We start from the raw sequence: 23,872 nt of genomic DNA on the forward strand, positions 1-23,872 counted from the left end.
CCTTTGTTTTGAAAGTTTAAACACTATCTTTGTTTAACATTTTTAATAAAAGATGAAACAAGAACCAGGTGAAAAGGTTTTGGTAATTGGTGCGGGGTATGCAGGTTTAACTGCTGCCATTACTATGGCCAGCTATGGATACCAGGTAGCTGTAGTAGAAAAGCATGAGACTACCGGTGGGAGGGGGAGGGCATTCAGTGAGAGTGGCTTTACATTTGACATGGGACCTAGTTGGTATTGGATGCCAGAAGTGGCTGAGGGCTTTTTTAATCGTCATGGACGTCGTATAGGAGACTATTTGTCTCTTGTACGATTAGACCCTTCTTACCAGGTAGTTTTTGGAAAGAATGATGTTGTTCAGCTCCCGGCATCTTTTAGTGGTATTTGTTCTTTATTTGAAAGTATAGAAAAAGGTGCCGGCAGTAAGCTGAAAATATTTATGCGTGAGGCTGAATATAAGTACCAGACAGCTATGAAGACTTATATAAATAAGCCAGGCCTTCATATAAGTGAGTTATGCAATGCAGAGGTAATACAATCTGTTCTGAAAATGGACATGTTACAATCTTTCAGGAGTCATGCCAGCAAATTTTTTAAGGATGAAAGGCTTTTAAGGATTATTGAGTTTCCTATATTATTTCTGGGAGCTACTGCTGATAAAATTCCAGCGATGTATAGTATGATGAACTATGCAGATATGAAATTAGGTACGTGGTATCCTATGGGAGGAATGGTAAAGTTATCGGAGGCGTTGACAACGCTGGCACGGGAAAAGGGGGTACATTTTTTAAATGGTACAGAAGTAACAAGTCTGGTAGTGATTAATGATAAAGTGTCGGGAGTAGATACCAATAAAGGGTTCATTTCAGCTGATATTGTAATTTCCGGTGCAGATTATCATCATACGGATAGGGAATTGTTACCTGTGCAAAAAAGTAATTACTCTGAAGAGTATTGGCAGAAGCGGGTAATGGCACCTTCGTGCCTCATTTATTATATAGGCGTTAACCGTAAATTGCCTGGCCTGCTACATCACAATCTTTTCTTTGAACATGATCTGCAACAGCATGCTACTGCTATCTATAAGACCTCCACATGGCCAAGTCATCCCTTATTCTATTTATGTTGTCCTTCTAAGACGGATATTAGTGTTGCACCTGAAGGCATGGAAAATCTGTTTTATTTAATTCCAACTGCTCCCGGGTTGGCGGATACGCCAGAGATAAGAGAAAGGTATTTAAAAATGTTGTTATCAGAAACGGAATTGTTTTGTGGAGAGAGTTTCGAAAAGGATATTATCTATTCCAGATCCTATGCCTACAGTAATTTTATTGAGGATTATCATGCATTTAAGGGGAATGCTTATGGATTAGCTAATACGCTGGGGCAAACATCATTTCTAAAGCCTTCTATTCGTCATAAGAAGATCAAAAATTTGTTTTTTACTGGCCAGCTGACTGTTCCTGGTCCGGGTGTGCCTCCTGCTATCCTTTCGGGGGAAATGGTTGCTCATCACATTTTAAAACAAAAATCTGTCAAACATGAAATCTTTATTTGATAAAGTAAGTGCAGGTTGTAGTAAGTTAACAACGGAAGAATATAGTACATCATTTTCTCTGGGTATCAAATTGCTGGATAAAAAATTTCATGGGCCAATTTATGCCATATATGGATTTGTACGCTTTGCAGACGAAATAGTTGACTCATTTCACGAATATGATAAGGCTGCATTGCTTCGGCATTTCAGAGAAGAAACTTATAAAGCTATTACTGATAAAATAAGTCTGAATCCTATATTGAATAGTTTTCAAAGTGTTTATCATACTTTTAATATAGAACAGGAGCTGGTGGATACATTTCTGGATAGTATGGAAATGGACCTCCACCAGCATTTTTACACCCGTAGTATTTATGAGCAATATATACTGGGTAGCGCGGAAGTAGTAGGTCTGATGTGTCTGAAGGTTTTTACGGAAGGAAACGATGCTATTTATAACCAGCTACGCACACCGGCCATGAAGTTAGGCGCAGCATTTCAGAAGGTCAATTTTCTCCGGGATGTAAAATCTGATAGCCAGCAACTAGGCAGGCATTACTTTCCACTTGTCAACCTGGAGCATTTTACAAATGGGGATAAGTTTGCCATAGAGGCAGAAATATCAGCTGATTTCCAGGCGGCTTTAACTGGTATATTCGCATTGCCACTCAGCTCGCGAAAGGGAGTGTATCTTGCTTATGCTTATTACCAGGTATTGTTTAAAAAAATTAAGAGTTTGCCGGCACAGCGCATTATGAATGAGAGGGTGAGAGTACCGAATACTCAAAAGCTTGGTATTATGTTACAAACTTATTTATTCCCCTTTAATTTATTGCAGCAATGATTGATAATTTTGTTTTTATTTCCATGCTGCTATTAGGTTTTGTGGGCATGGAAGGTGTAGCCTGGCTGACACACAAATACCTGATGCATGGTCCGCTATGGTTTTTGCATAGTGATCATCACCGTAAACCAGAAGGGCAATTTTTAGAAAAGAATGATTTTTTCTTTTTGATATTTGCTCTTCCTGGAATGGCGTTATTTTTAATTGGTACCATTCATAAAAGTTTTTTCCTCATTGGTCTTGCCTCGGGAATTACATTATATGGATTTACTTATTTTATGGTGCATGATATATTTGTTCATCAGCGCTTCAAATGGATTAGGAATAGCAATCATATTTATCTTAGGGCACTTCGGCGTGCGCACAAAATGCATCATAAACATCTTGGAAAGGGGGAAGGTGAATGTTTTGGAATGCTGTTTTTCCCGTTAAAATATTTCAGGTTAGTTTCAAAAAAGAATGTTAATGAAACACCTTTACCTGTGGATTGATATTAGTGCTATAATTGTTCCATTTATAGCCAGCTTTCATCCGCGGGTGAAATTTTATAAGGTTTGGGGTGTAGTATTTTTAGCTATGCTACTGTCAGGGACTTTATTTATTTTGTGGGATATAGGGTTTACTCAGGCAGGAGTGTGGGGATTTAATCCATCGTATATTTCAGGAATTTATTGTTTTTATCTTCCTGTTGAAGAGGTCTTGTTTTTCCTGTGTATTCCTTACGCCTGTACATTTTCTTATCATTGTCTTACATTGTTTTGGCCACATAAGAGTTTTTCACCTAAGATCTCATCTTTCATATCATGGGTGCTTATAACAGGAGGATTGATCGTTTCCATTTCCTTTTTCAGGTATAAGTATACCAGTGCAACGTTTCTTTTACTCGCATTATTTATAATGTATGTAAGGAATAAGAGCTGGGTAGGCCACTTCTATTTTTGCTATAGTTTGCTATTAATACCTTTCATTATTATAAATGGGTTATTAACAGGGAGCTGTTTAGAAGCTCCTGTTGTCTGGTATAATAGTCATGAGATCATTGGATGGAGAATATTGACTATACCTGTAGAAGATGTGTTTTATGGATTAGTGTTGATTGGATCACAGATTGTTTTCTACGAATTGTTTGCCAGGGAAAGATGGATATCTGAATGCCGGCAAGTTACCCATTCCTGACTTTTTTAAATTTATCAGGTTGTTGCTATTTTTCGGAGCATGCCGCGGAATATGAAATAATGAAATGGGAGCATCAGGTACCAGTAAAAACGTCCGGTAAGCCCTACAGGTCTGAAAGTGGCTTCCTGGCGAATTATTCCTGCATCGGAGACACTAAATTCTAACCATGCTTCACCAGGTAATTTCATTTCTGCATATAGCAATAACCTGTTTCGGGTATGATCCGCATACAGCACTCTCCAGAAATCAAGACTATCTCCTATTGCCAGACGTGTTGCATGTTTTCTTCCACGTTTAAGTCCGACGCCGCCAAATAATTTATCTATAAATCCTCTGATTTCCCAAAGCCAGTCTGCATAGTACCATCCAACGTTTCCTCCTATAGAAAAAATTTTATCAACTGAGCTTTGGATGTTTTCAGCTTTGATGTATCGGCAATCTTTAAAACAACCATATTGAGGTACCTGGATATGATATGGCAGGCTTTGAAGATTGTTGCCAGAGCTGAGGGCATCTTTCCAGGTAGATAATACCATATCCTGTTCTATTTTATCAAAGGCCATCCTGATAGCAGTGCGGTAGTCGATAAGGGAGATTCCTAATGTTTCTGCCAGGTTATTAGGGCGTGCAACAGTTTCTACCTTCATGCTATCGACAAGGTTTCTGGCAAGCATGTAGGAGGTAGACGTCACGAAATATAGCCAATAAGACGAAAGTCTTGGTGTCATTACGGGCACTGTTAAAATGTATCTTTTCAATCCTCTTTCTTCAGCAAAGATCTGGAGCATTTCTTTATAGGTTAACTTATCCGCACCATACAAGTCGTAAGTTTTTCCGAAAGTTTCTTCTTTCAGGAGTACGCCTGTTAAGAATTCAATAACGTTTCTGATGGCAATGGGTTGTGTATGTATATTGAGCCATGCAGGAGCGATCATAACAGGTAGTTTTTCTGTCAGGTCGCGGATTATTTCAAAGGATGCACTTCCTGAGCCAACCACAATTCCGGCGCGTAAAACTGTAATTCTTGCCTTGCAATCTGCGAGTATTTCTTCCACTTGCTTTCTGGAATGCAGGTGTGTGGAAAGGTTATCTGCATTTACAATTCCGCCGAGGTAGATGATCTGTCTGGCGGAAGTGTAATTCATAGCGGATACAAAATTCATTGCAGAGCGTTTTTCCATTTCAGTAAAATCCCCTTTTTTACTCATGGAATGTACCAGGTAATATGCAGCGTCAATATCAGGGGGGATTAACCCGGGGGATATGGGGTTCAGGAGGTCTGCTTCAATAATATGCGGTGTATATAATTCCTGGTTTACCCTGTTGCGATCTCTTACCAGGCAGTACACTTCATGACCTTGCTCAAGAAGTACAGAGAGTAATCTTTTGCCAATATAACCTGTGCTACCGGTTAGTAAAATTTTCATAAATAATATCTATTGTCAGTATTGATCTTAATACAGCATATAGGGAGCTTCTTTGCAGATAATAAATAGGAGGTCAGGAGGAAAAGGACTGCATCTAATGGCAGTTTAAAAAGAGTATATAAGTAAATATACTGGAAATTTGCTGTTTAATGAATAATTTGATTAAATAAACAGGTTATAGGTTATGTACAGATATGTCACTAGATATTTGTGGTTTATTATGGTTGATATTTACATTGACTATTTCAGTGGTTAATTATACTTTTGTTTAATTAAACAATGTGAAATATAAACAAAATGTCGAACCTTACTCAGGCTGTAAAAAACATTCTGCTTGCTGATGATGATCTGGACGATAATGTTGTTTTCATGGATGTTGTTAATGAGATTGACAATCAAATAAATGTTAGCATAGTAAATGATGGGGAGGAGCTGATTATCGGGTATCGAATCAACCACGACCAGCCTGGATGCTTGTAATCTCACAGGTTTTCATCTTAATCACTTCGAATTTTAGAACTGAAAGTAATATTAGAGATAACAAGCAGGCCTGGCAAAGATCTGGCGGGCCTAAAACAAGAACGAGGCCGTATCAGAAGTTAGATACGGCCTCGTTGAAATGGCATTATTTGAATAACAGTTGGGCAAACTTGTAGAGATTATTACGCCATACCGGCCAGGTATGGCCGCCAGGATATTCGCTGTAGTTATATTTAATCTGCATTTCATCAAACTTTGCCAGCATATTCTGGCAGTTGTTGTATGCTATGTCTTCTTTGCCGCCCATACTGATCCAGAATTGTTTCAGGTTACCATTGATTTTACTGGCTGACTGCTTCATAAAAGCATATTGCTGTTCTGCCGCCGGTTGCTTGCCACCAAACCAACCGGAACTGAACACGCCCAGATAAGCAAATTGATCAGTGTTATTGATACCTGCATAAAGTGTTTGTATACCACCCATGGACAGGCCTGCCAACGCTCTGTGTTCTGCGTTCGCTATTGTACGATAATTTTTTTCAATAAAAGGAACCGCAACGCGCATTAGTTCATTTTCAAAAGTTCGCAACGATTGCTCATTGAAGGTTCCTGAAGATACATTGCCATCCATCATTACCACCAGCATAGGTTTAGCTTGTTGTGCGGCAATGAGATTGTCGAGGATCAGGTCGGTCTTGCCCTGCGCACTCCATCCTCTTTCATCCTCGCCTCCGCCATGCAAAAGATAGAGTACCGGATATCGTTGATTTGTAGCGCTATCATACCCTGGAGGCGTATATACAAAACAACGACGCCAGGAATTAGTGATGGGTGAGAAGTAGCGCTTGATCCTTACATCGCCGTGAGGCACATCTTTAATAGCATAAAAAGCGCCATCGGCAAAAGGAATCTCAATACCAGCAGCCATACGCCCCATTCCATAAAAAGTTTCGCTGGCCGGATCAGCAACGGCGACACCGTCTATCAACAGAGAATAGTAATGGAAGCCTTCACCGATAGAATCAGTAGTACCCGTCCAATAGCCTGCGGTATCCTTTATCAGGTCATATTTTTTACCAAGATCAATTTGCACCCGTTGTGCCTGTGGTGCTTTCAAACGAAACCCGACACGGTTATCAGGCAATATCTGTGGGAAACTGGCATTGCGTACATTAGTAGTCGCAGGCGTACCAAGCACTGTATACTGCGTAAAAGTATTCGGATGAATAGGCTTAAAAAGCAACTGGGAAAACATATAGAGGCTGTTTTTCCAGACTTTGAAGTCATGCACACCCGGCTCTATATAATAAATGTGTGGCACCTTGTTTTCATATAGATAGTCATGCGTACGTTTACTAAAGCTAATCAGGTTATCATTATCGCCGCAGGAAATCCAAAGTAGTCTGAGCTGCCTTTTCGCAATTTCCGGATCAGGCACCAGTAACTCGGGGCTTCGGGTATTAGGAGCTGAAGAAAAACCGCCAACCCAGGCAAACCGATCAAGATTACCCAAACCAAAGTTAAGCGCCTGGCCTCCACCCATAGATAAACCCGCAATGGCACGGTGCTCTCTATCAGTCAACACCGGGTATTGCTTTTCAACAAAAGGAATAAGATCCTGTAGCAGGTCCTGTTCAAAAGTAGCGAACGCCTGAATTTTATCAGGTGCCATAATATTGCCTGTAGCGCGATCATCTTTCATTGCTCTTCCATTTGGCATTACAACAATCATTGGCGCTAATTTACCGGCCGCATACAGGTTATCCAGGATCACCTGTGGGGTGCCACCGTTGAGCCACTCCTTCTCATCGCCACCAATGCCATGCAGTAGATACAATACAGGATATCTGGTTTTTTTAGAATAACCTGGGGGCGTATACACTATTGCCTTGCGCTTAGTACCAACTGTTTTGGACGTGTACTGGATGGTATCGATTTTTCCGTGGAGAATCTCATTACGCAAGGAATCAAAACCCTGAGGCGCATGGGTAACAATCGCTTGAGTATGCCCGGTTATATAGGCCATACAAAAAGCTGCAATGGCAAGGATCAACCTATTCATGGTTATTATGGATTTAGTTTCAACAGTTTAATACTTCGTTAATACAGACGTGCGTAAACAATGGCGGGTGTTATTTATTTTTACCCAACAATAGTAAGGTATTTTCCGAAGAAATCATTGCTTTAACTTTTTGATGGGGCTCCTGCCATCATTATGGTTGAGGAGTCGCTAATAGTTCAAAGGCGGTGATACTTATTCCTCATCATTTAACGATGTTTTTCCGTGTGATCTCAGTATCAGGTTTCTCAGGCGGGCTTCGTTTTCATCACCCCAATGGCCTAAAGCTGAGATGATGGGAATTAAAGTCATCCCAAAATCGGTAAGATAGTATTCTACCTTGGGAGGTACTATCGGGTGTATTATTTTTGAAACAAGTTCATGTTGCTCAAGCTCATTCAACTGAATATTTAACACTCTCCGGGAAGCATCCGGAATTTTCCGTTGGAGTTCACTTGGCCGCCGGTGCCCTTCGTTGATAAACCATAATAACCTTATCTTCCACTTTCCATATAAGACCTCCGCAATTAGATCGAGTCCGCAATTCAGGTTTGGTAAAATTTTTCTTTCATACATAACAACAAAAATAACTGATGTTCCGGATTCGGATAGGGATAAATTTATCCCTATCCGAATCCTATTTCCGTACTTGTTTAAAGTGATACTATGTTACAATTTTGTACAAATGTTAAGATATGCAAAACGGATTCCATTTCAATAACGAATTATCAGGTAAGATCGCATTGGTAACAGGGGGCACAAAAGGGGTGGGAAAAGCCATTGCCGAAAGATTGCTAAGTGCAGGTGCTACGGTAATTACTACAGCAAGAAAAGCACCGGAAGAGCCGAATGCTCAACTTCATTTTATTGCAGCAGATCTTAGTAAATCCGAAGGAGCAAAGAAAGTGGCACAGGAGGTTTTGTCTACATATGGCAGACTTGACATACTTGTAAACAATCTTGGCGGCTCTGAAACACCTGGTGGTGGATTTGCGGTTTTAAGCGATGAAGATTGGGAGCAAACCCTTCAAACGAATTTGCTGGCGCCCGTGCGTTTAGACAGGGAATTTTTAACACAAATGCTGGCACAGAAAAGCGGCGTAATTATCCATATTGCATCTATTCAGGGGAAGTTGCCGTTGTACGATTCCACCTTGCCTTATGCTGCTGCAAAAGCAGGGCTTATCAATTACAGCAAAGGGTTGTCAAAAGAAGTATCTCCCAAAGGCATACGGGTGTTGACCGTTTCACCGGGTTGGATCATGACCACATCTGCCACACGCATGGTAGAACGTATCGCAGAAAACTCAAACACCACTATGCAGCAAGCCACGCAAAGCATTATGGACGCGTTAGGAGGAATACCTTACGGCAGACCCGCACAACCTGAGGAAGTGGCCGAGTTGGTCGGTTTTTTGGTTTCATCCAGGGCGAATTATCTAACCGGAACAGAATACATTATTGACGGAGGAACGATCCCAACGATTTAATAGGTTTAAATATTGATACAATGAATTTACCAAAAGTAATAGCAGATTTAGTACATGCACAGGACAGTTTTGATAGTATCGCTTACACCAATTGTTTTTCTGAAACAGCAGTGGTATATGACGAAGGCAATACGCATACAGGAAAAAAAGAGATACAGCAATGGATTACCGAAGCAAATAGAAAATATAAGACAACGATGAATCCAATAGCCTATAAGGAAAAAGGTGCTGCATCTTTACTAACAGCAGAATTATCAGGAACGTTTCCGGGTAGTCCCATTGTGCTGCATTATCATTGTGAAATTACCGACGGATTGATAAGTTCTTTGAGGATAACGTCGTAATGAGTTTGATGTATAATTCCGGTATTGTATTAAGGTGGATGGAAGGCGTTAGCAAGAAATGCAACGCTGATCTGTATGAATGACTATAAACCAAGCCATTATTATATAATATGAAATGCTCCTAAAAACTAACAGCTTTTAGGAGCATTTTTATAATGGGAAAAGAGATGGATTTTTGGGAGTTGTTCAGGCCCCCGATGTTTACCGTTATTTCATTTTCTTCAATATGTTCTTTACTGGATTAATAGAATCAAAAATATGGCTTAGGGCGCCAGGTGCCAGGGAATTGTTGTTGTTATGACATGTGAAACAGCTGAAAGTGGTTCCTTGTAGATAAGTTTCCATGGTACTGTTAGCCAGCAAACTGGTACCTATTGCGCTGCCTTTGGAGGGATCTGAGGAATAGACGTTTCCATTAGGAGCTGTGCCACTATTCGTCCATGTGGCACCAATAAATACATAGTTTTTGCGAATATCATTGCCGGGGATCATGCCCATAATATTATTGTTGATTGATATTACTTCAGTATTGGAAGCGGAAGCGCTGGTATCCTGTTGGTTGGGAACAAGGTTAAAGGCTGCACCGAAAGGGAATAGACGCAGTGTATTGCTGGCGCTGATAGTTGTATAAGGTGCTTCAGCAAACAGTGTATTAACGCTGTCTGCAGTCATGTGAGGGTTATTGAAGGAATCAGCAGGTAGTGAAGTATTGCTGTTAAAGAGCCAGTTGCCTTTGTCTGCCGGAACAGTCTGTACTATTTTGTTGGAATCGATATATTGATAAGACGCATTAGGTGTATTGCTATTATGTTCAAATGTCGCCCATATCATTTCCGGGTGACCAGCCACACTGCCTACTACGTGCATTCCTACCAATGCAAGTTTTACCTGTTGTTGACCGGTGACAGGCCATTCTGAAGGGGAGCTTGTATTGTAAGTAGGGATGATAGCGTCTATTGTAACAAAACCACTTGCGTCGCTGAGGCTATCTGCAATGATCCACGAAGTTTTTAATTCAATGGCCAGTGCATTGGAATCAGGAGGTAGACTGTAGCCTTGTTGTTTTGCGTAAGCCATAATGCTATCCCGGCCAGAGAGGGTAGTGGGGAACTGGTAACCTGACATATATTTAGCCTGCACGGCGGCAAGGAAATAAGCATACATGTCATTGACAAATGTTATATAATATACGAGCGAGCCATTTTGTGCCATTAGTGCATCTTGTGTAGCCTGTGCCAATTCTGTTTCTACCTGGTTACCATTCATATCAAAGAAAACATTTCCATTGCTGGTAGCAAATGCATGGATGACGTTTTTGGGATTTGTAAGCTTAGTGACAAATTGCGGTTTTTCGATGGCTACCCCTTGTTTATCTTTTAAAAGAATAATCCCCTTAGCATCTTTCCCGACAGGGCCTAGTTCAATTATTTTGCCAGAACTGTTTTTTACCAGCACTTTTTCTCCGGCTTTGTGGAACCACACTTCAAATAGATGGCCTTTCCTGTCAGAGAATAAAGGTAGTCTGTTAGGACCATTTTTTTTGAGAGCAGGGACTACCGGTAAGATGGTACCAGGAAGATGTTTAATCAGTGTCATACCTCCGGAAGTATCAGGAGCGACTGTATAAAATACCGGCGATTCCAGTACTCTTCCGGTAGATCCATACTCGCCAGTGTTGGGTGACGTAACCCATAAGAACATGCGTTCGGACCATTGGTAGAAATCGCAATTGTTTTGATGACCGAACGTGATACTATTAGCGGGAGTAACATGTCCGTTTTCTGTTGCTTTGCCTGTCAGGAACCATGTGTTAAATGTGTCTTGTGGAATGGTACAGGTGGATAATGCGTCTTGTGGTAATTGAATGGTGGAATAAGCGGTCTTGTTTTGTGAAAGTACAGCAGGCTTCTTGCTGTTGTCTTTACATGCGCTCCATAGCAGGACTGCGCCTGTAACCGTAAGGAAAAGGATTGCAATAATAGTGTTTTTCATCTTGTTCATTTTGATTTTGAGGAAGTAATTAGAAATTGTGTCCTTTCAAGATGTCGTATAGGTTATGATTATTACTAAAGATAGGGGAATGTGAGTAATTTGAAGCTTCTTCTTTTCCTCTTTTGGGAAGTTGAGAAAATATTGGTTTATATGCTAGCCAAATTTTAGTTTCAGATCCTGAGGAAAAAAAGGAAATCCGGGAAGAAAGAAGGGGAATCGGTGGTAAAATACATAAAGATCCCTACCGGTAAGTTTTTAAACCAGGTGCAATTGATTTTGAAAAACTGATGTAATCTGAGTACTGCTTCAACATCAGATCCAGTCAGCCATCTTACTTATTCATCACAATGTTCGCAGGCAGTACATGCTCAGGAATAAATGCTGTAGTGAACATTTCTTTAACAGGCAGGTCCTTTTTCAGCAACCCAATTCTTTTGGCTACATTATAGATCTCCTGTAGTTCTTTTTCATCTGGCGTCAGGCGAACATATGATACGCGTCTGGGTGTGGATGTCAAAATATAATTCAGCAGTGAGGAATCCTGTCTATTATATCTGGAAATGATTTTTGCGGCATCGGCACGATGGATCTCAGCCCAGGCCCCAGACTCTGCTATACCCCGCACAAGTTCTTTTACTACTTCTGGTTGATTGTTAATGAGATCTTCATGTACGACCAGGACACATGATATGAAATTAGGCCAGATATCCCTGGCGTAATAGAGCACCTTTCCTATTCCCTCTTTCTCCGCTTTTGCACAAAAGGGCTCACCTACAAAATATCCGTCTATGGCCTTGGCGGCTAATGCTGTAGGCATATCTGGTGGTGGTAATGGTACAAATTGCAGATCATCTGGTGATAGGCCCTGCTTCTCCAGCAGCTTCAATAATACAAAATGCTGATTGCTGTAAAGACTGGGAATAGCGATCTTTTTTCCTTTGAGATCATGCAGGTTTTTAGCACTGCTATTGATGGGTATCACCAGTTCTGAGCCATCCCGGTGACCGAGGTAGCAGATCTTTACCGGCACGCCGTCTTCTCTCAGTTTCATAGCCAGCGGGGCTAACATAAAGGTAGCCTGTAATTTTTTGGATTGTATGGCACTTGCAATGGTAGGGAAGTCGGAGAACTTCTGAGACTTGAAATGAATGGCTGCGCCGGAAGTTTTGGTGGCATAGTCAACCACCGGGCAGGTCAGATGACAGGTAACAGGCAGATAGCCTACCTGTAATTCCTGCGGCAGTTTCGTGGCAGTGCCGGAAGTTGTCTTTTCCAGTGGCAGGACACGGAAGCGCAGGATAGCCAGCAGGGCCACTACCAGTCCTATACCCAATAGTATCTTTTTCATAATTTATATTTATTTCAGGGGTTATACAAGAATTTTCTCCATTACATGGGCAGCTACTTCCAGCAGCTCGGGCTGGGTATTATGCCTTGGATGGGCTACTTTTACATACATCTCATGACAAACACTGGTAGGGCGGCTTGTCAAAATGATGATCCGGTCAGCTATCTGCACTGCCTCATCAATATCGTGGGTCACCATGACGAGTGTCTTGGGTCGCTTATCCAATAATCGGATAAGTTCCTTCCTGATTTCCATGCGGGACAGATAATCCAGGGAAGAGAAAGGTTCATCCATGAAAATGATATCTGAAGTACCCGCCAATACCCTGGCAAGTTCCACCCGCTGCTTCATCCCGCCGGACAACTCATGGGGATAATATTTTTCAAAGCCTTTCAGATTGACCAGATTGATCAGGTCCTGGATTTCTGCATCCCGACGTACAATATCTTTCATGTGACGCAGGCCAATACCCACGTTTTCTGCCACCGTCAGCCAGGGAAACAGACCGCCCTGTTGGAAGACCGTACGTACGGAACTAGTAACCTTTACCCGACCGCTGGCAGGTTGCAGATACCCCGTTAACAGGTTGAGCAAAGTCGTTTTTCCACACCCGGAAGGGCCTACAATCACTACCCTTTCCCCACGCCTCACCTCGATAGTGATATTGTCCAGTACTTTCATGTTGCCGTATGTAAAGGAAACATTCTCCAGTATAATATGTGCGTGATCATTGTTTACCATAACCCCATTTTAAATTATCAGCTTTTGTAAATCTTTGGAATAATTTGTCAATGCCCGTACCAATGGTGCCGATCGTAATCATATAACAGACGGCTGTATCCAGTCGTAAGCCGTTTCTGGCATCCCATATCCCATATCCCAATCCATCCTGACAACCGACCATTTCTGCGGCTACAATGACCACCCAGCTGATACCATAGCAAATTCTCATAGAAGTCAGTAATTGCGGCATAATAGCCGGCAACGTGACCTTAAACAGCAGTTCTGTACCGTTATAGTCATGATCTCTGGCCACACGGAAATAAATATCCGGGATCGTAGCAACAGCTGATATTACTGATAAGGTAAGCGGAAAAAAGGTGGCCAGGAATATCAGGAAAATAGCTGGCTTGTCACCGATATGGAACCATAATATCGCAAAAGGTATCCAGGCCAGTGGAGATAAGGAACGGAAGAAATTGAGTATCGGCAGTATAGCCGTATTCCAGTTTCGGTTCCTTCCCAACCACAGCCCGATAGGGATAGCCAGGCATGCTGACGATAAAAATCCGATGGCAACTCTCCATAAAGAAGCAACAATATCATTCAATAAGCGAGCGGTGGAGAGCTCCTCCTGGAAACTTTTTACCACGGACAGCGGAGAGGGGAATGCATATTCAGGGAAGATCTTTAATAAAGAAATCACCTGCCAGCAGACTAAGATAAACAGGATAGCCAGCGGTGCCAGCCAATTTTTATGTATCATATTGCGCGTATTTTTGGGGTAATAGTTACCTGGACCGCATTGCTGCGATCATTTTTCTGTAGATGTCAGGCGGAAATACTATTTATTCTTCCCCGAAATTATCGTAATAGGTATAATCTCCTGAAATCTTGCCGTCCTGGAATGTAAAAATTGTACAGATAGGTAATTCAAAAGTGGTACTGTCAGGGGCAGTGCCTTTGGATACAAACTCTACGATGACATGCTGATCACCTGATGGGTACATTTTTACTATCTCATCCCTGACATCCGGGAATGCCTGCTGCAAGCCACTGTACTTTTCAATAACCTGGGCGGTGGTCTGTTTCACTAATCCACTTCCTAATGAGGGATCCTTGAATTCAGCTGTGGGCGTGTACATTTCAGCCATCTTTTTCCAGTCGTGGTTATTAAAATGCTCGAAATACTGTTTTACCAGGGCCTCATTGTCGTTACTCATAGTTGTCGATTTTTGGTTGTTACATGAAATGAATATCCACATTACAAAAAACAATCCTGATACTTTCTTCATATTTAAACAGATGGTTTATTTCATACGTGTCTTTTCGTCATTGCTGATCCATGCGGGCTTCTTCACTTTTACTTTACCTTTGTTGATGAAGTTGTATTTTAACGTCAGTATCAGTTGCCGGTTGTCTGCTTTCTCCTGGTAATTGGATTTCCAGTAGACGCCCTGCAACGTTCCTACATACTTTAAGGTTTTCAGGAAATCGCTCACACTCAGCTTTAGCTCAATCTTATCTTTCAGTAGTGTCTTTTTGGCGCCGGCTGAAAATGAACAGATTGTTGAAAACTTAAACTGTCCTTGTACGGATGGTGTTATTAATGTATTACTGAATTCCAGTGATGTTCCTTTGGGCAAAGCAAAAGAGTGTTGGGTGAACAACTGAAGGGTAACACGTGAGTTGTCCGGATAACCCAGTACTTTCGCTCCTGTTTCAGCAAATTTCTGGTAAGCTAAATTTACATCAAAATAGCTTTCCCACCACTTTGTAATATCTAATGGTACCGCAATATTCAAATCAATATTAGTAAGGTCTCCGATATTGGCCGGTTTCAGCTTCTGTTCTTTGGTGTCTACATTTTGAAATTGTGCGGTAGTAAAGTAATTAGTCGTACGGAATACGGTGAGGGCTGCTGTGTACATTTGCTTCCACTGTGCATTCACGGTGATTTTGTTGGTAAATGCCGGTAATAGCGAAGGATTTCCTTCCAATGCCACGTAAGGATTTACATAGTACACAAAAGGATTGATATCCACATAATTAGGACGGGCAATTCTTCTCGCATAAGCTGCCCCGACTTCCCAGGTTTTGTTGAGCGGGTAATTTAAAGAAAGACTGGGGAAAAGTCCGGACATATCCCGCGAAACACGAAACTGATTGACCGTTGAATTCCCATTTACCTTGTCATCCTCATATCTCAAACCAGCCTTAATCTCCAGTTTTTTGATATGTGTGTTAACTTCAACATAAGCTGCTATAAGATTTTCCTTATACCTGAAAGCATTTGATTTCAGGCTATCCATTTTAAACTCATTGTTGATATAGTCACTGTATTCCACATTGTTCTTTGTAGCCACATGACTGTATTTAAGTCCTGCATCTAACTTTGTCCCTTTTTTCAGATTCACTGCATAATCCAGCTGGGTGGCCCATACCATGATATTCGTAAAGGAATTATTACGTACCAGCTCCTGCCAGTTATTTCCTTTTGTATATTCATTGTAGTAATCCCCCAGATTATTCTTGTGACTGGACAGATAATCTGAACTAAATGTAATAGTGTTCGCAGAATCTATACTATTGCGATATACCAGATTCACAGCTTTCTGCCCGGCACTATAATGCTCGATAGCAGTAGAGCTGACGTCGGTAATTGTATCATTGGTTTTCAGCCGGATCGCATTGACCTGATCGACTTTTCTGCTGTTATTACTACCACTGTAAAAGAGGCTAATGGATTGCCTGGCTGTAGGTTTTATATCTATGCCCGCTGAATAGTTATGTACCTTATCCGGGATGTTCTCAAAAAATACATTTTGCTCCAGTGAGGAGTTCTGGTAGAATGATAGCTTCTCATGAATGTCACCCAGCGACTCCTTATAATTTACGCTATAGTTGGCATACAATGAATAGAATTGCTGTCCTAATGAAAGGTTGATACCAGCATTGTGTTTGGGATAATATTTATCATATCCCAAAGATGACCCTGTTCCTACACTCAGGTTTCCTGCCAGACCGGTAGCGATCTTACTTTTTGTCCTGATATTGATGACAGCCGTCCCTTCAGCATCGTACTTAGCGGAAGGATGTGCGATCACCTCTATGCTTTTGACAATATTGACAGGAATTGTCTTCAGGTACTGCATCAGGTCACCTCCTTTCATATATACAGATCTGTCATTGACGGTCACCAGCACTTTCTCCTGACCATTTAACAAGATGTTCTGCTGATGGTCTATAAATATGCCTGGCAAATTACGGATCAAGGAAATTAAATCTGATTGGGATGAGCTGATAATGCCGTTCTCCACGTTGAATATAAGCCGGTCTTTTTCTTTTACAAACAGGGGTTTGCGTGCATGATGAGCAACTTCAGATAATTGAGCAGAACTTTTTCCCAATAGCACATTGATGTTTACTCCGGGTGTGACAGCCATTTCTTTTTTTTCAAAAGAGAGATGGCTGATACGGATAAAATAGTCTTTCTCTTTTAAATCCTTAAATGAAAAAGCACCATTTATATCAGACACCGCCACTGCAACATAGCTGGTATCCGTTGTTTTCAACAGGGTGATAGTTGCCAGCTCAATGGGGCTGCCACTTTCATCCGACACCTTCCCACTCAGGATGGATTGGGCACTGACTTGTTGTAAAGTTATTAATAGTAAACAGGTAAATATGATTTTCATAGTGCTAATTTTCATTCAGCAAGGGTATAAAATGACAGCTCTGATACAATGTATTCGGGTATATGTGTCGGGTGTAAGCGTTCTTCTTTTCTGGTAAAGAAACCTATTTCATGAGTACCCTGCGCGACAATGTTTTCTCCCCTGAAGTATTCAAATTTTAGCTTTAGCTTATTTTGAGATATACTGATGAGATACATTGCGATCAGGACCTTGTCGAACGCGTGTAATTCTCCCACATAGTTACAGCTACAGCCCATGGTAACAAGTGCAAGCCCGTTCTCCATATCCTGTAGGACCTGTGGTGTTTTTTCCAGCAGAAAATGTTCCCGGCAGGTACCCTGCCATTTGACATAATTAGAAAAATAAACGTTCCCGACTACATTTGTTTCTTCAAAGGTGACAGTATGTAAGTATTCAAATCTTTTCACGATAGACGTTTTTATGGATATCACCTAATACTGCTGTGAATACGGCTTTTCCATCCACCTCCTTTAATTTGAAAGCGATAGACAGGATGGAGGATTGGCCACATTTGTAATAATGTATAGCAGATGATTCTTCTTTTTCAAACAGGATTGTTTCCAGCAGATTAAGACCCGCCTTCTTAATGCTCTCCATGATCCCCCAGATGCGGGTTCCGGCTACGGAAAGCTCTTCTCCGGTATGGGTACTGACAAACCGGGCCAGTTCATAACGTTCTTTCCCCAGCAATGTTTCTTTAAAAGAAGTTACTTTTTCAAGATCACAACCTATTTTATAACCAGCTTGTAACTGCAGGGTCAGGTCTTGCAGGTGGGTCCTGGAAACAAAGCTATTTTTGAGAGAGGGCTTCCCATCATAGCGCCGGAGAATGTAGTCCTGTTGACGCCAGTCCGTGCTATCCTGCTGACCGCTGATTTCATCCATACGGCGCTGGGCAATGACTTCAATCAGTACCAAAGGAAGTACCGGATCTTTTTGTGCTGTGAAAGATTGGAAGGTTACCTGGTCCCAATATTCCACGGGCAGCCCCTCTTCATCCAGCAGCAATAGATCATAAGTGTATATATTGCCTGATTTTGATATTTCTTTTGCTTCGATGCGGTGAACAGTTTTTGTACTTACCGTATATATTCTTCTCACACCTGTTGGCAATAATCTGTAATCAGGTACACAGGCCTGTATACAATGTAAAGCAGCATCTCTTGCTACAGGAGAGGTGGAGAGTATTTCCGGGGAAAGAAACTCGCCAAAGTAGTTGATGTTGGTAGGAGGTTGTAAGGTTACCCCGCATTGATATGGAGATAAAGCATCATAATGATCAATCACCTGGAAAATGCCCCGGTGGAAAAGCAACTGACCATAGAGGTCTTCAGCGACATTCAGATCCGGCATATTACTGTCAGAAAGAATAAATGGCTTGATCGCGGCCGGTTTTACAGTGATACATGTTTCAAAATGATCTTTGCCGTAACCAGTGGCGCTGCTTCTAAGTACAATTTTTATCACATCTGGCGATAAGCGTAAAGCGATCACCCTGATGGTCTGTGTCTCGCCTTCTTCCAATATGATCGGGTAACTGAACCTTGTATCAAGGAAGATATAATTGCTCTCTGCAGGGGAAAAAGCAGCAGCTACCTGCCGCATACATTCCAAGCCCATGACAGCAGGAAACACATATCCCCCATTGAGCATGTGGTCTTTCAGGTACAAATCATTGATAGCAGACAGTTCAAACTCAGTTATTAGTTCAATGCCGGGATATAACAGTCGCACATGTCCCAGAAAACGATATAAGGGCAACGTAAGCGGTGGTGTCTTCAGCGTCTCCATTTTACCGTAACGCCCGGAGATAATGAGGTTATGTCCGGAAGGGAAATTTTCCATCCACGACATAAATATATCGACGCCCTTTTCCAGGCTGATTGGTTGAATGCCTTGTTGCATCAGGTTTCCCAGCACTCCCAGATGTTCTCCCATACCAGCACCGCTCCACACAGACCATTCTGCATTCAAAGAGAAACATGCTGGATGAGTAGAAGCATAATTAGCAACTTCTTCTCTGAGCCATTCATTGGCCAGTGCATAGTCGGCATTACCATTCATACCACTTTCTGCTATCACCGATCCAAAAGTGATCAGTAATTTAAGGTCACTATTTACCAGGTTCCGGAACCCATCTATCTTCACATTAACAGTGGCATGCAAATCATTAGCAGTTAATTTGAACCATGGAGTAGGTATGTTCCTGCCTGCGCCATGTATAACGCCTGTGACCGGGCCCAATCTCACACTAGCTGCCTGTATCACTTTACTGATCGCTTTTTCGTTACAGATATCCACACTGTGGTATTCATAAGTGATACCCGCTGCATCAAAGCGTTCCAGGCTTTGGCGAAGGCGATCGTCATTGGTTGCACGACCGATCAATAATAACTTTACACCATATTTGGTAGCTAATGATAAAGCGCATTCCGCTGTAATACCCTTTGCGCCACCGCTGACTAATATGACATCCTTCTCTGTGAGCGGCACCTGGCCACGGGAAGGATAATTAAATACAGGGCAGAACATAGGTGTATAGCGAACACCGTCTATATACTTTACTTCCGTAAAGCCTTTATTGGCATTTACTTCACTGTTGATAAGAGTTGCGTCTGGTAAAACGTCAGTATTGATAACGACACAGCGTAGTCCTTTTTTATCAAGGAAAAGGCTTTTGACAAATCCGGTTACCAATGGCCGATCCTGTATAATAACCAGTAGATCCTTCTCCTGCAGAGATGTTAAAACGCCTGGCAGCATGTCCAACACATCGCTATGTGAACAACCTATAAGATTTAGGTAAATACCATCAGCCCCAGGCTGGGAGTCCACTTTAAGCGGTGTGTTGATATATGATGTATGAAAGAAATGTACCCATGGCTCAATGCCCGGCAACTGATCTGTTTGCGGTGCATCATTCATTTGGGAGACAGACAATACAGCTACCACTTCCGCAATACTGGCATTGGCATATTCGGTTGGAATGCCTTGCATGACAATTTTCTGGCTGGAAGCAAATCCCGCAATCAATTGGCCAACCTGTAAGGAATTCAAATGGAGGTCATCCAGAAAGCGGGCATTGATATCAATCTCTGCTACTGGTAATTCCAGCTTTTGTGCGATCAATGCGCTGAAAGATGCCAGTAGTCCGGTATCCTGTTGAGGCGCTTCTACTGGCATATTACCGACAGTGATGGAAGTATCGTCCTCACAGGGATTGGCTATGAACCTGGCCTGCCAGTTGATGTCAAATTGCTTAACTGGCCGGTCTTTGATGAAGATATCAAGCTGTATATCTGTACCGGCAGTCCAGATCAGGCCTGCAGTTTCACACAATCCCTGTGTGGTTTGACCATCCATCGTAATGGCAGCCACTGGTTTCTTCGTAAGATCTCTGGCAATTGGTGTAAGCGTTTTATCTCCTCCTACCTCCACCCATAGATCCACCAAATCATCAGCCTGTTGAAAAGCAGGCATAAATAAAACAGGATTGCTCAGCTGTCGTATCAGGTTTTCTTTCACATCATCTGACGAGCTGACAGTAGAGATCATCTTCCGGGAAGGCTTTTGTATGGACAGTTCGCTGACCACTTCACGTAAGCGATCTTCGACCTTTTTCATCCTGCTGTTGTGAAATGCATAACGGACAGGTAATAACATCGAAGGAACCTTTTGTGAGAGCAGGTAGGCTTTACAGGCATTGATATTATCAGCAGTACCTGATAAGACTGTTTGTGTAGGTGAATTAACAGCTGCAATTTCCACATTCTTCACTGTTATGCGGTCAGCAGGTAGTGGAACTATGAGCATCAAGCCGTCAATACCTGGGGTATCGTGCATGATCTCTCCCCGTTTTTGGGCCAGCTGTATAGCTTGTTCTTCACGCAGATAACCACTCCAGTGCAATGCTGATATTTCGCCCAGGCTATGACCTATGCCCACTTCCGCCTGCACACCTAATTGTTCCAGGATGCGTAATCCAATCATCGATGTACCGACAATGCCAGCCTGGATCATATCCAGCTGCTGACTGTTTTCCTTGCCGGCAGGATAACTTTCAGGAATACCTATTTGCTTAAAGCGTCCTGCTGTAGCAAATCGTTTACTTCCCTGACCGGGGAATAAAAACCCGATACGGGATTTAGTGGTGCCTGCATTGTAGTAAAATCCTTTATTTTCTATAAAATCATGCCCCTGCGTTATCAGGTGTATCAATTTCCCGAGTTTCATTGAGAGTTCTGCCGGCGAAGCAGCTACTACCGCTGCTCTGAATGAAGCAGGTTGTAATTGTTTCATCAGGTGCGTACTCAGGTCACCCAGTTCTGCAAAAGACAATGCCCCTGCATAGGTGTTGACCATATCCAGTTGCGCCAGCAGTAACTCCGGAGTGGCGGCTGCAAGCAGGAATAGCTCGGTGTCCGGGGCAGCAGGGATTGCTACACTAACCGGCATTGTGGGCTGATATTCTTCTATAGTGATATGTGTATTGATACCACCAAACCCCATTGCACTCACACTTGCTCTCATCGCTTCCTTCTCCGCATAAGGGATGGCTTTAAATGGAAGGTTCAGGGCTGTTCCATCCAATAAGTTATTTTTATTCCGGCAACCGGTCACCGGGGGGATGATCCGGTTTTTAACGACATTAATGATTTTAATAAACCCGGCAATACCTGCAGCAGCTTTTGTATGTCCTATATTCCCTTTTACAGAACCGATATAATGCGCGGCAGTTGTATTTCTAATTTTGCCAAGCAGGGTCTGTAATTCAACCTGGTCACCTACTGGCGTACCCGTACCATGTCCTTCAAAATAAGCGACTTTATCCGGCTGATAACCTGCCTTGGCGTACGCTCTTTCCATGGCCAGCGTCTGACCATTGACAGAAGGGCGTGTCAGCCCTCCCTGTCCATCAGAAGAAATTCCATATCCTTTGATAAGACCATGGACCTTTAAATTATTGGAAATCGCAAAAGACAGCGTGGAAAGGACCACAAAACCACATCCTTCACCCGGCCAGAAGCCATTGGCATCTTTATCATAGATCAGCATCTCCTTCGAGGCAAGAGCACCAGCTCTTGAAAAACCTACCAGCTCAAAAGGATCCAGGCTCAGGTCTACGCCTCCTGCAATACAGACTTCATTATCTCCTGCGGCAATATGCCGGCAGGCATCTATCACCGCCAGCAAAGAAGAGCTGCAGGCTCCATCGACTGTATAACCACCACCGTGGAAATCGTAGTAATTACATATTCTCCCCGCGATGGTATTGGATAAACCACCCGCCAGCGAATCTTCGAACATTCTGGGGAAAGCAGACTTATAATCTGCCTCCATATCCTGCATAAAGGTCGCCAGCATATCCGGGTTCAGATCCAGCTTATGCAGGTTGGCCATGAGCTTTCGCTGTACATAAGGCCAGCGTAAACGCATTGTATTCGCTCTGGAAAATTCCCCTGTCAGCGTATTCCCTACATACACGCCTACCTGATCTTTCGGGAGCTGGTTATTTTTCAATAAACCCGCATCCTCCATAGCTTCAGAAGCTACATCCAGGGCCAGCCAATGGGTAAGGTCTGTGCCCCGGAACACTTCTCCTGATATATTATATTTCTTCCTGTCAAAGGCATAATTACTCAATACGGCTGCCATAACAGTACGTATTTTATCATCATCCTTATCTGAAAAATACGCGGCGTTCAATCTCACATCCGGAATTTTCCGGAAGGCTCTTCGCTGCGCCAGGATATTTTCCCAAAACTCCTGGTAGCTATTGGCATCAGGATATTTACAGGCCATTCCGATAATCGCTATTTCATTTTTCATATGTTAACCCGCTTGAAGAAATATTTAACCGTGGCGATAATGCGTATTTAGCGGCGCCTACCTTTGGAATACTGAGCAGTATGCCTCTCAGGATACACACAATAAACAACGCAAAGAACAACCCGAATACCACATGGAAAATCATCAGCACACCATACACCATGGCTACAGAAAATGCATACAGCATTTGTTCGGTAATACCGGAAGGGGTAGTGGCAGGATCAGAGATCATATAAAATGTGAATAACAGAAACGCCACACCAGTACAAGGTAGTAAAGCAGCTGTCAGTGATACATCAAAGAAGATGCTTCTTAGCACGGCCTGTGCCACAAAGCCAGTGAGCCAGGCAAGGATCAGTGGTATTCTGCCGGTGAATTTGAAATTCAGGAATGTTCCAGCTGTCACCAGAATAGCAGGAATGATCCAATCTCCCCAGCCAGTCACATTTTCCGTGAACATATATGGGGGTGAAATGCCGACCCATGAAAACAGGATCAATGTCAGTGCAATGCCTGTATTGGAAGGATTAAGGAAATGTCTTGATTTGCCATTGATGATGATCCTGAAAATCACTTTTGAACTAATAGCTGCTGCAGATGCAAATACTATTGGTGATAAATCGCTGTTGGCAAATAGCAACATAGAAGTAGCCATCCCTGTAATATGTGCTGGCAACAGGAAGTTGACAAGATTTTTCCAGCTACCGCTAAAACGGGGGGGCTTATGATTAGCGGTTGCAAAAAGGTATTCATACAACAATTCCAGTGAATAGGTAGTAGCTAATGCTGCCAGCGGATATGCCCATGATTGTTCAAAACCAAGGAAGAAATGTCCGGCAATATTGAGTACAGTGATAGCTAGTGCAAATCTTCTTAACGCGGGAAGCGGGTTATACACTTTGTCCAT

The 23,872-nt window shown here is 42.4% G+C and carries 18 protein-coding genes; 6 read left to right on the forward strand and 12 right to left on the reverse strand.

The genetic code is table 11. From position 1 onward, the window contains the following. Positions 1 to 52 precede the first annotated feature (52 nt). Genes QQL36_RS17550 through QQL36_RS35690 form a run of 4 tightly spaced genes read left to right on the forward strand, consistent with a single transcriptional unit; the run spans position 53 to position 3,557 of the window. Positions 53 to 1,558, forward strand: a complete 1,506-nt coding sequence (locus tag QQL36_RS17550) for a phytoene desaturase family protein (RefSeq protein ID WP_321570460.1) — start codon at positions 53 to 55, stop codon at positions 1,556 to 1,558. Continuing rightward, complete coding sequence (locus tag QQL36_RS17555) at positions 1,542 to 2,381, forward strand: phytoene/squalene synthase family protein (RefSeq protein ID WP_321570461.1); 840 nt, start codon at positions 1,542 to 1,544, stop codon at positions 2,379 to 2,381. Before QQL36_RS17550 ends, QQL36_RS17555 begins: the two co-directional genes overlap by 17 nt. Beyond that, positions 2,378 to 2,872 carry a sterol desaturase family protein gene (locus QQL36_RS17560; RefSeq protein WP_321570462.1) on the forward strand — a complete coding sequence of 165 codons (495 nt, stop codon included), beginning with the start codon at positions 2,378 to 2,380 and terminating at the stop codon, positions 2,870 to 2,872. The genes QQL36_RS17555 and QQL36_RS17560 overlap by 4 nt, the downstream gene beginning before the upstream one ends. After that, complete coding sequence (locus tag QQL36_RS35690; RefSeq protein ID WP_179091216.1) at positions 2,847 to 3,557, forward strand: lycopene cyclase domain-containing protein; 711 nt, start codon at positions 2,847 to 2,849, stop codon at positions 3,555 to 3,557. Before QQL36_RS17560 ends, QQL36_RS35690 begins: the two co-directional genes overlap by 26 nt. A gap of 14 nt (positions 3,558 to 3,571) precedes the next feature. Here QQL36_RS35690 and QQL36_RS17565 read toward each other — a convergent pair whose 3' ends face one another. The 3 genes from QQL36_RS17565 to QQL36_RS17575 all read right to left on the reverse strand — a co-directional run bounded on the left by QQL36_RS17565 (position 3,572) and on the right by QQL36_RS17575 (position 8,099). Beyond that, positions 3,572 to 4,984 carry an SDR family oxidoreductase gene (locus QQL36_RS17565; RefSeq protein WP_083725848.1) on the reverse strand — a complete coding sequence of 471 codons (1,413 nt, stop codon included), beginning with the start codon at positions 4,982 to 4,984 and terminating at the stop codon, positions 3,572 to 3,574. 625 nt (positions 4,985 to 5,609) lie between these two features. Then, the gene (locus QQL36_RS17570) at positions 5,610 to 7,526 is read right to left on the reverse strand and encodes an alpha/beta hydrolase-fold protein (RefSeq protein WP_321570463.1); all 1,917 of its coding nucleotides are present in this window, start codon (positions 7,524 to 7,526) and stop codon (positions 5,610 to 5,612) included. Positions 7,527 to 7,718: 192 nt separating this feature from the next. Beyond that, positions 7,719 to 8,099: a winged helix-turn-helix transcriptional regulator gene (locus QQL36_RS17575; protein ID WP_083725854.1), complete on the reverse strand. Its 381-nt coding sequence runs from the start codon at positions 8,097 to 8,099 to the stop codon at positions 7,719 to 7,721. Between the two features lie 119 nt (positions 8,100 to 8,218). On the opposite strand from QQL36_RS17575, the gene QQL36_RS17580 reads away from it, so the two are divergent. Together QQL36_RS17580 and QQL36_RS17585 are read left to right on the forward strand one after the other, a co-directional pair. Then, positions 8,219 to 9,013, forward strand: a complete 795-nt coding sequence (locus tag QQL36_RS17580; protein ID WP_083725856.1) for an SDR family oxidoreductase — start codon at positions 8,219 to 8,221, stop codon at positions 9,011 to 9,013. Positions 9,014 to 9,033: 20 nt separating this feature from the next. Further along, positions 9,034 to 9,357: a nuclear transport factor 2 family protein gene (locus tag QQL36_RS17585; RefSeq protein ID WP_321570464.1), complete on the forward strand. Its 324-nt coding sequence runs from the start codon at positions 9,034 to 9,036 to the stop codon at positions 9,355 to 9,357. A gap of 207 nt (positions 9,358 to 9,564) precedes the next feature. On the opposite strand, the gene QQL36_RS17590 is transcribed toward QQL36_RS17585, so the two are convergent. The 9 genes from QQL36_RS17590 to QQL36_RS17630 form a co-directional block, all read right to left on the reverse strand. Continuing rightward, positions 9,565 to 11,349 carry a hypothetical protein gene (locus QQL36_RS17590; protein WP_321570465.1) on the reverse strand — a complete coding sequence of 595 codons (1,785 nt, stop codon included), beginning with the start codon at positions 11,347 to 11,349 and terminating at the stop codon, positions 9,565 to 9,567. 331 nt (positions 11,350 to 11,680) lie between these two features. Continuing rightward, complete coding sequence (locus QQL36_RS17595) at positions 11,681 to 12,697, reverse strand: ABC transporter substrate-binding protein (protein WP_321570466.1); 1,017 nt, start codon at positions 12,695 to 12,697, stop codon at positions 11,681 to 11,683. A gap of 21 nt (positions 12,698 to 12,718) precedes the next feature. Continuing rightward, entirely contained in the window at positions 12,719 to 13,438 is a 720-nt protein-coding gene (locus QQL36_RS17600; RefSeq protein WP_083725863.1) for an ABC transporter ATP-binding protein, read from the reverse strand. Next, positions 13,425 to 14,183, reverse strand: coding sequence for an ABC transporter permease (locus tag QQL36_RS17605; protein ID WP_083725865.1), 759 nt, complete (start codon positions 14,181 to 14,183; stop codon positions 13,425 to 13,427). The genes QQL36_RS17600 and QQL36_RS17605 overlap by 14 nt, the downstream gene beginning before the upstream one ends. 82 nt (positions 14,184 to 14,265) lie before the next feature. After that, positions 14,266 to 14,640, reverse strand: a complete 375-nt coding sequence (locus tag QQL36_RS17610) for a nuclear transport factor 2 family protein (RefSeq protein ID WP_220388807.1) — start codon at positions 14,638 to 14,640, stop codon at positions 14,266 to 14,268. 87 nt (positions 14,641 to 14,727) lie between these two features. Continuing rightward, on the reverse strand, positions 14,728 to 17,115 hold the full coding sequence (locus tag QQL36_RS17615; RefSeq protein WP_321570467.1) for a TonB-dependent receptor: 2,388 nt from the start codon (positions 17,113 to 17,115) through the stop codon (positions 14,728 to 14,730). An 11-nt stretch (positions 17,116 to 17,126) separates the two neighbouring features. Next, on the reverse strand, positions 17,127 to 17,543 hold the full coding sequence (locus QQL36_RS17620; RefSeq protein WP_321570468.1) for an acyl-CoA thioesterase: 417 nt from the start codon (positions 17,541 to 17,543) through the stop codon (positions 17,127 to 17,129). Further along, on the reverse strand, positions 17,530 to 22,965 hold the full coding sequence (locus QQL36_RS17625) for an SDR family NAD(P)-dependent oxidoreductase (RefSeq protein WP_321570469.1): 5,436 nt from the start codon (positions 22,963 to 22,965) through the stop codon (positions 17,530 to 17,532). The genes QQL36_RS17620 and QQL36_RS17625 overlap by 14 nt, the downstream gene beginning before the upstream one ends. Then, positions 22,955 to 23,872 carry an enediyne biosynthesis protein UnbU gene (locus QQL36_RS17630; protein WP_179091218.1) on the reverse strand — a complete coding sequence of 306 codons (918 nt, stop codon included), beginning with the start codon at positions 23,870 to 23,872 and terminating at the stop codon, positions 22,955 to 22,957. The genes QQL36_RS17625 and QQL36_RS17630 overlap by 11 nt, the downstream gene beginning before the upstream one ends.

The sequence above is a fragment of the Chitinophaga sp. LS1 genome (assembly GCF_034274695.1).
Classification (GTDB): Bacteria; Bacteroidota; Bacteroidia; order Chitinophagales; family Chitinophagaceae; genus Chitinophaga.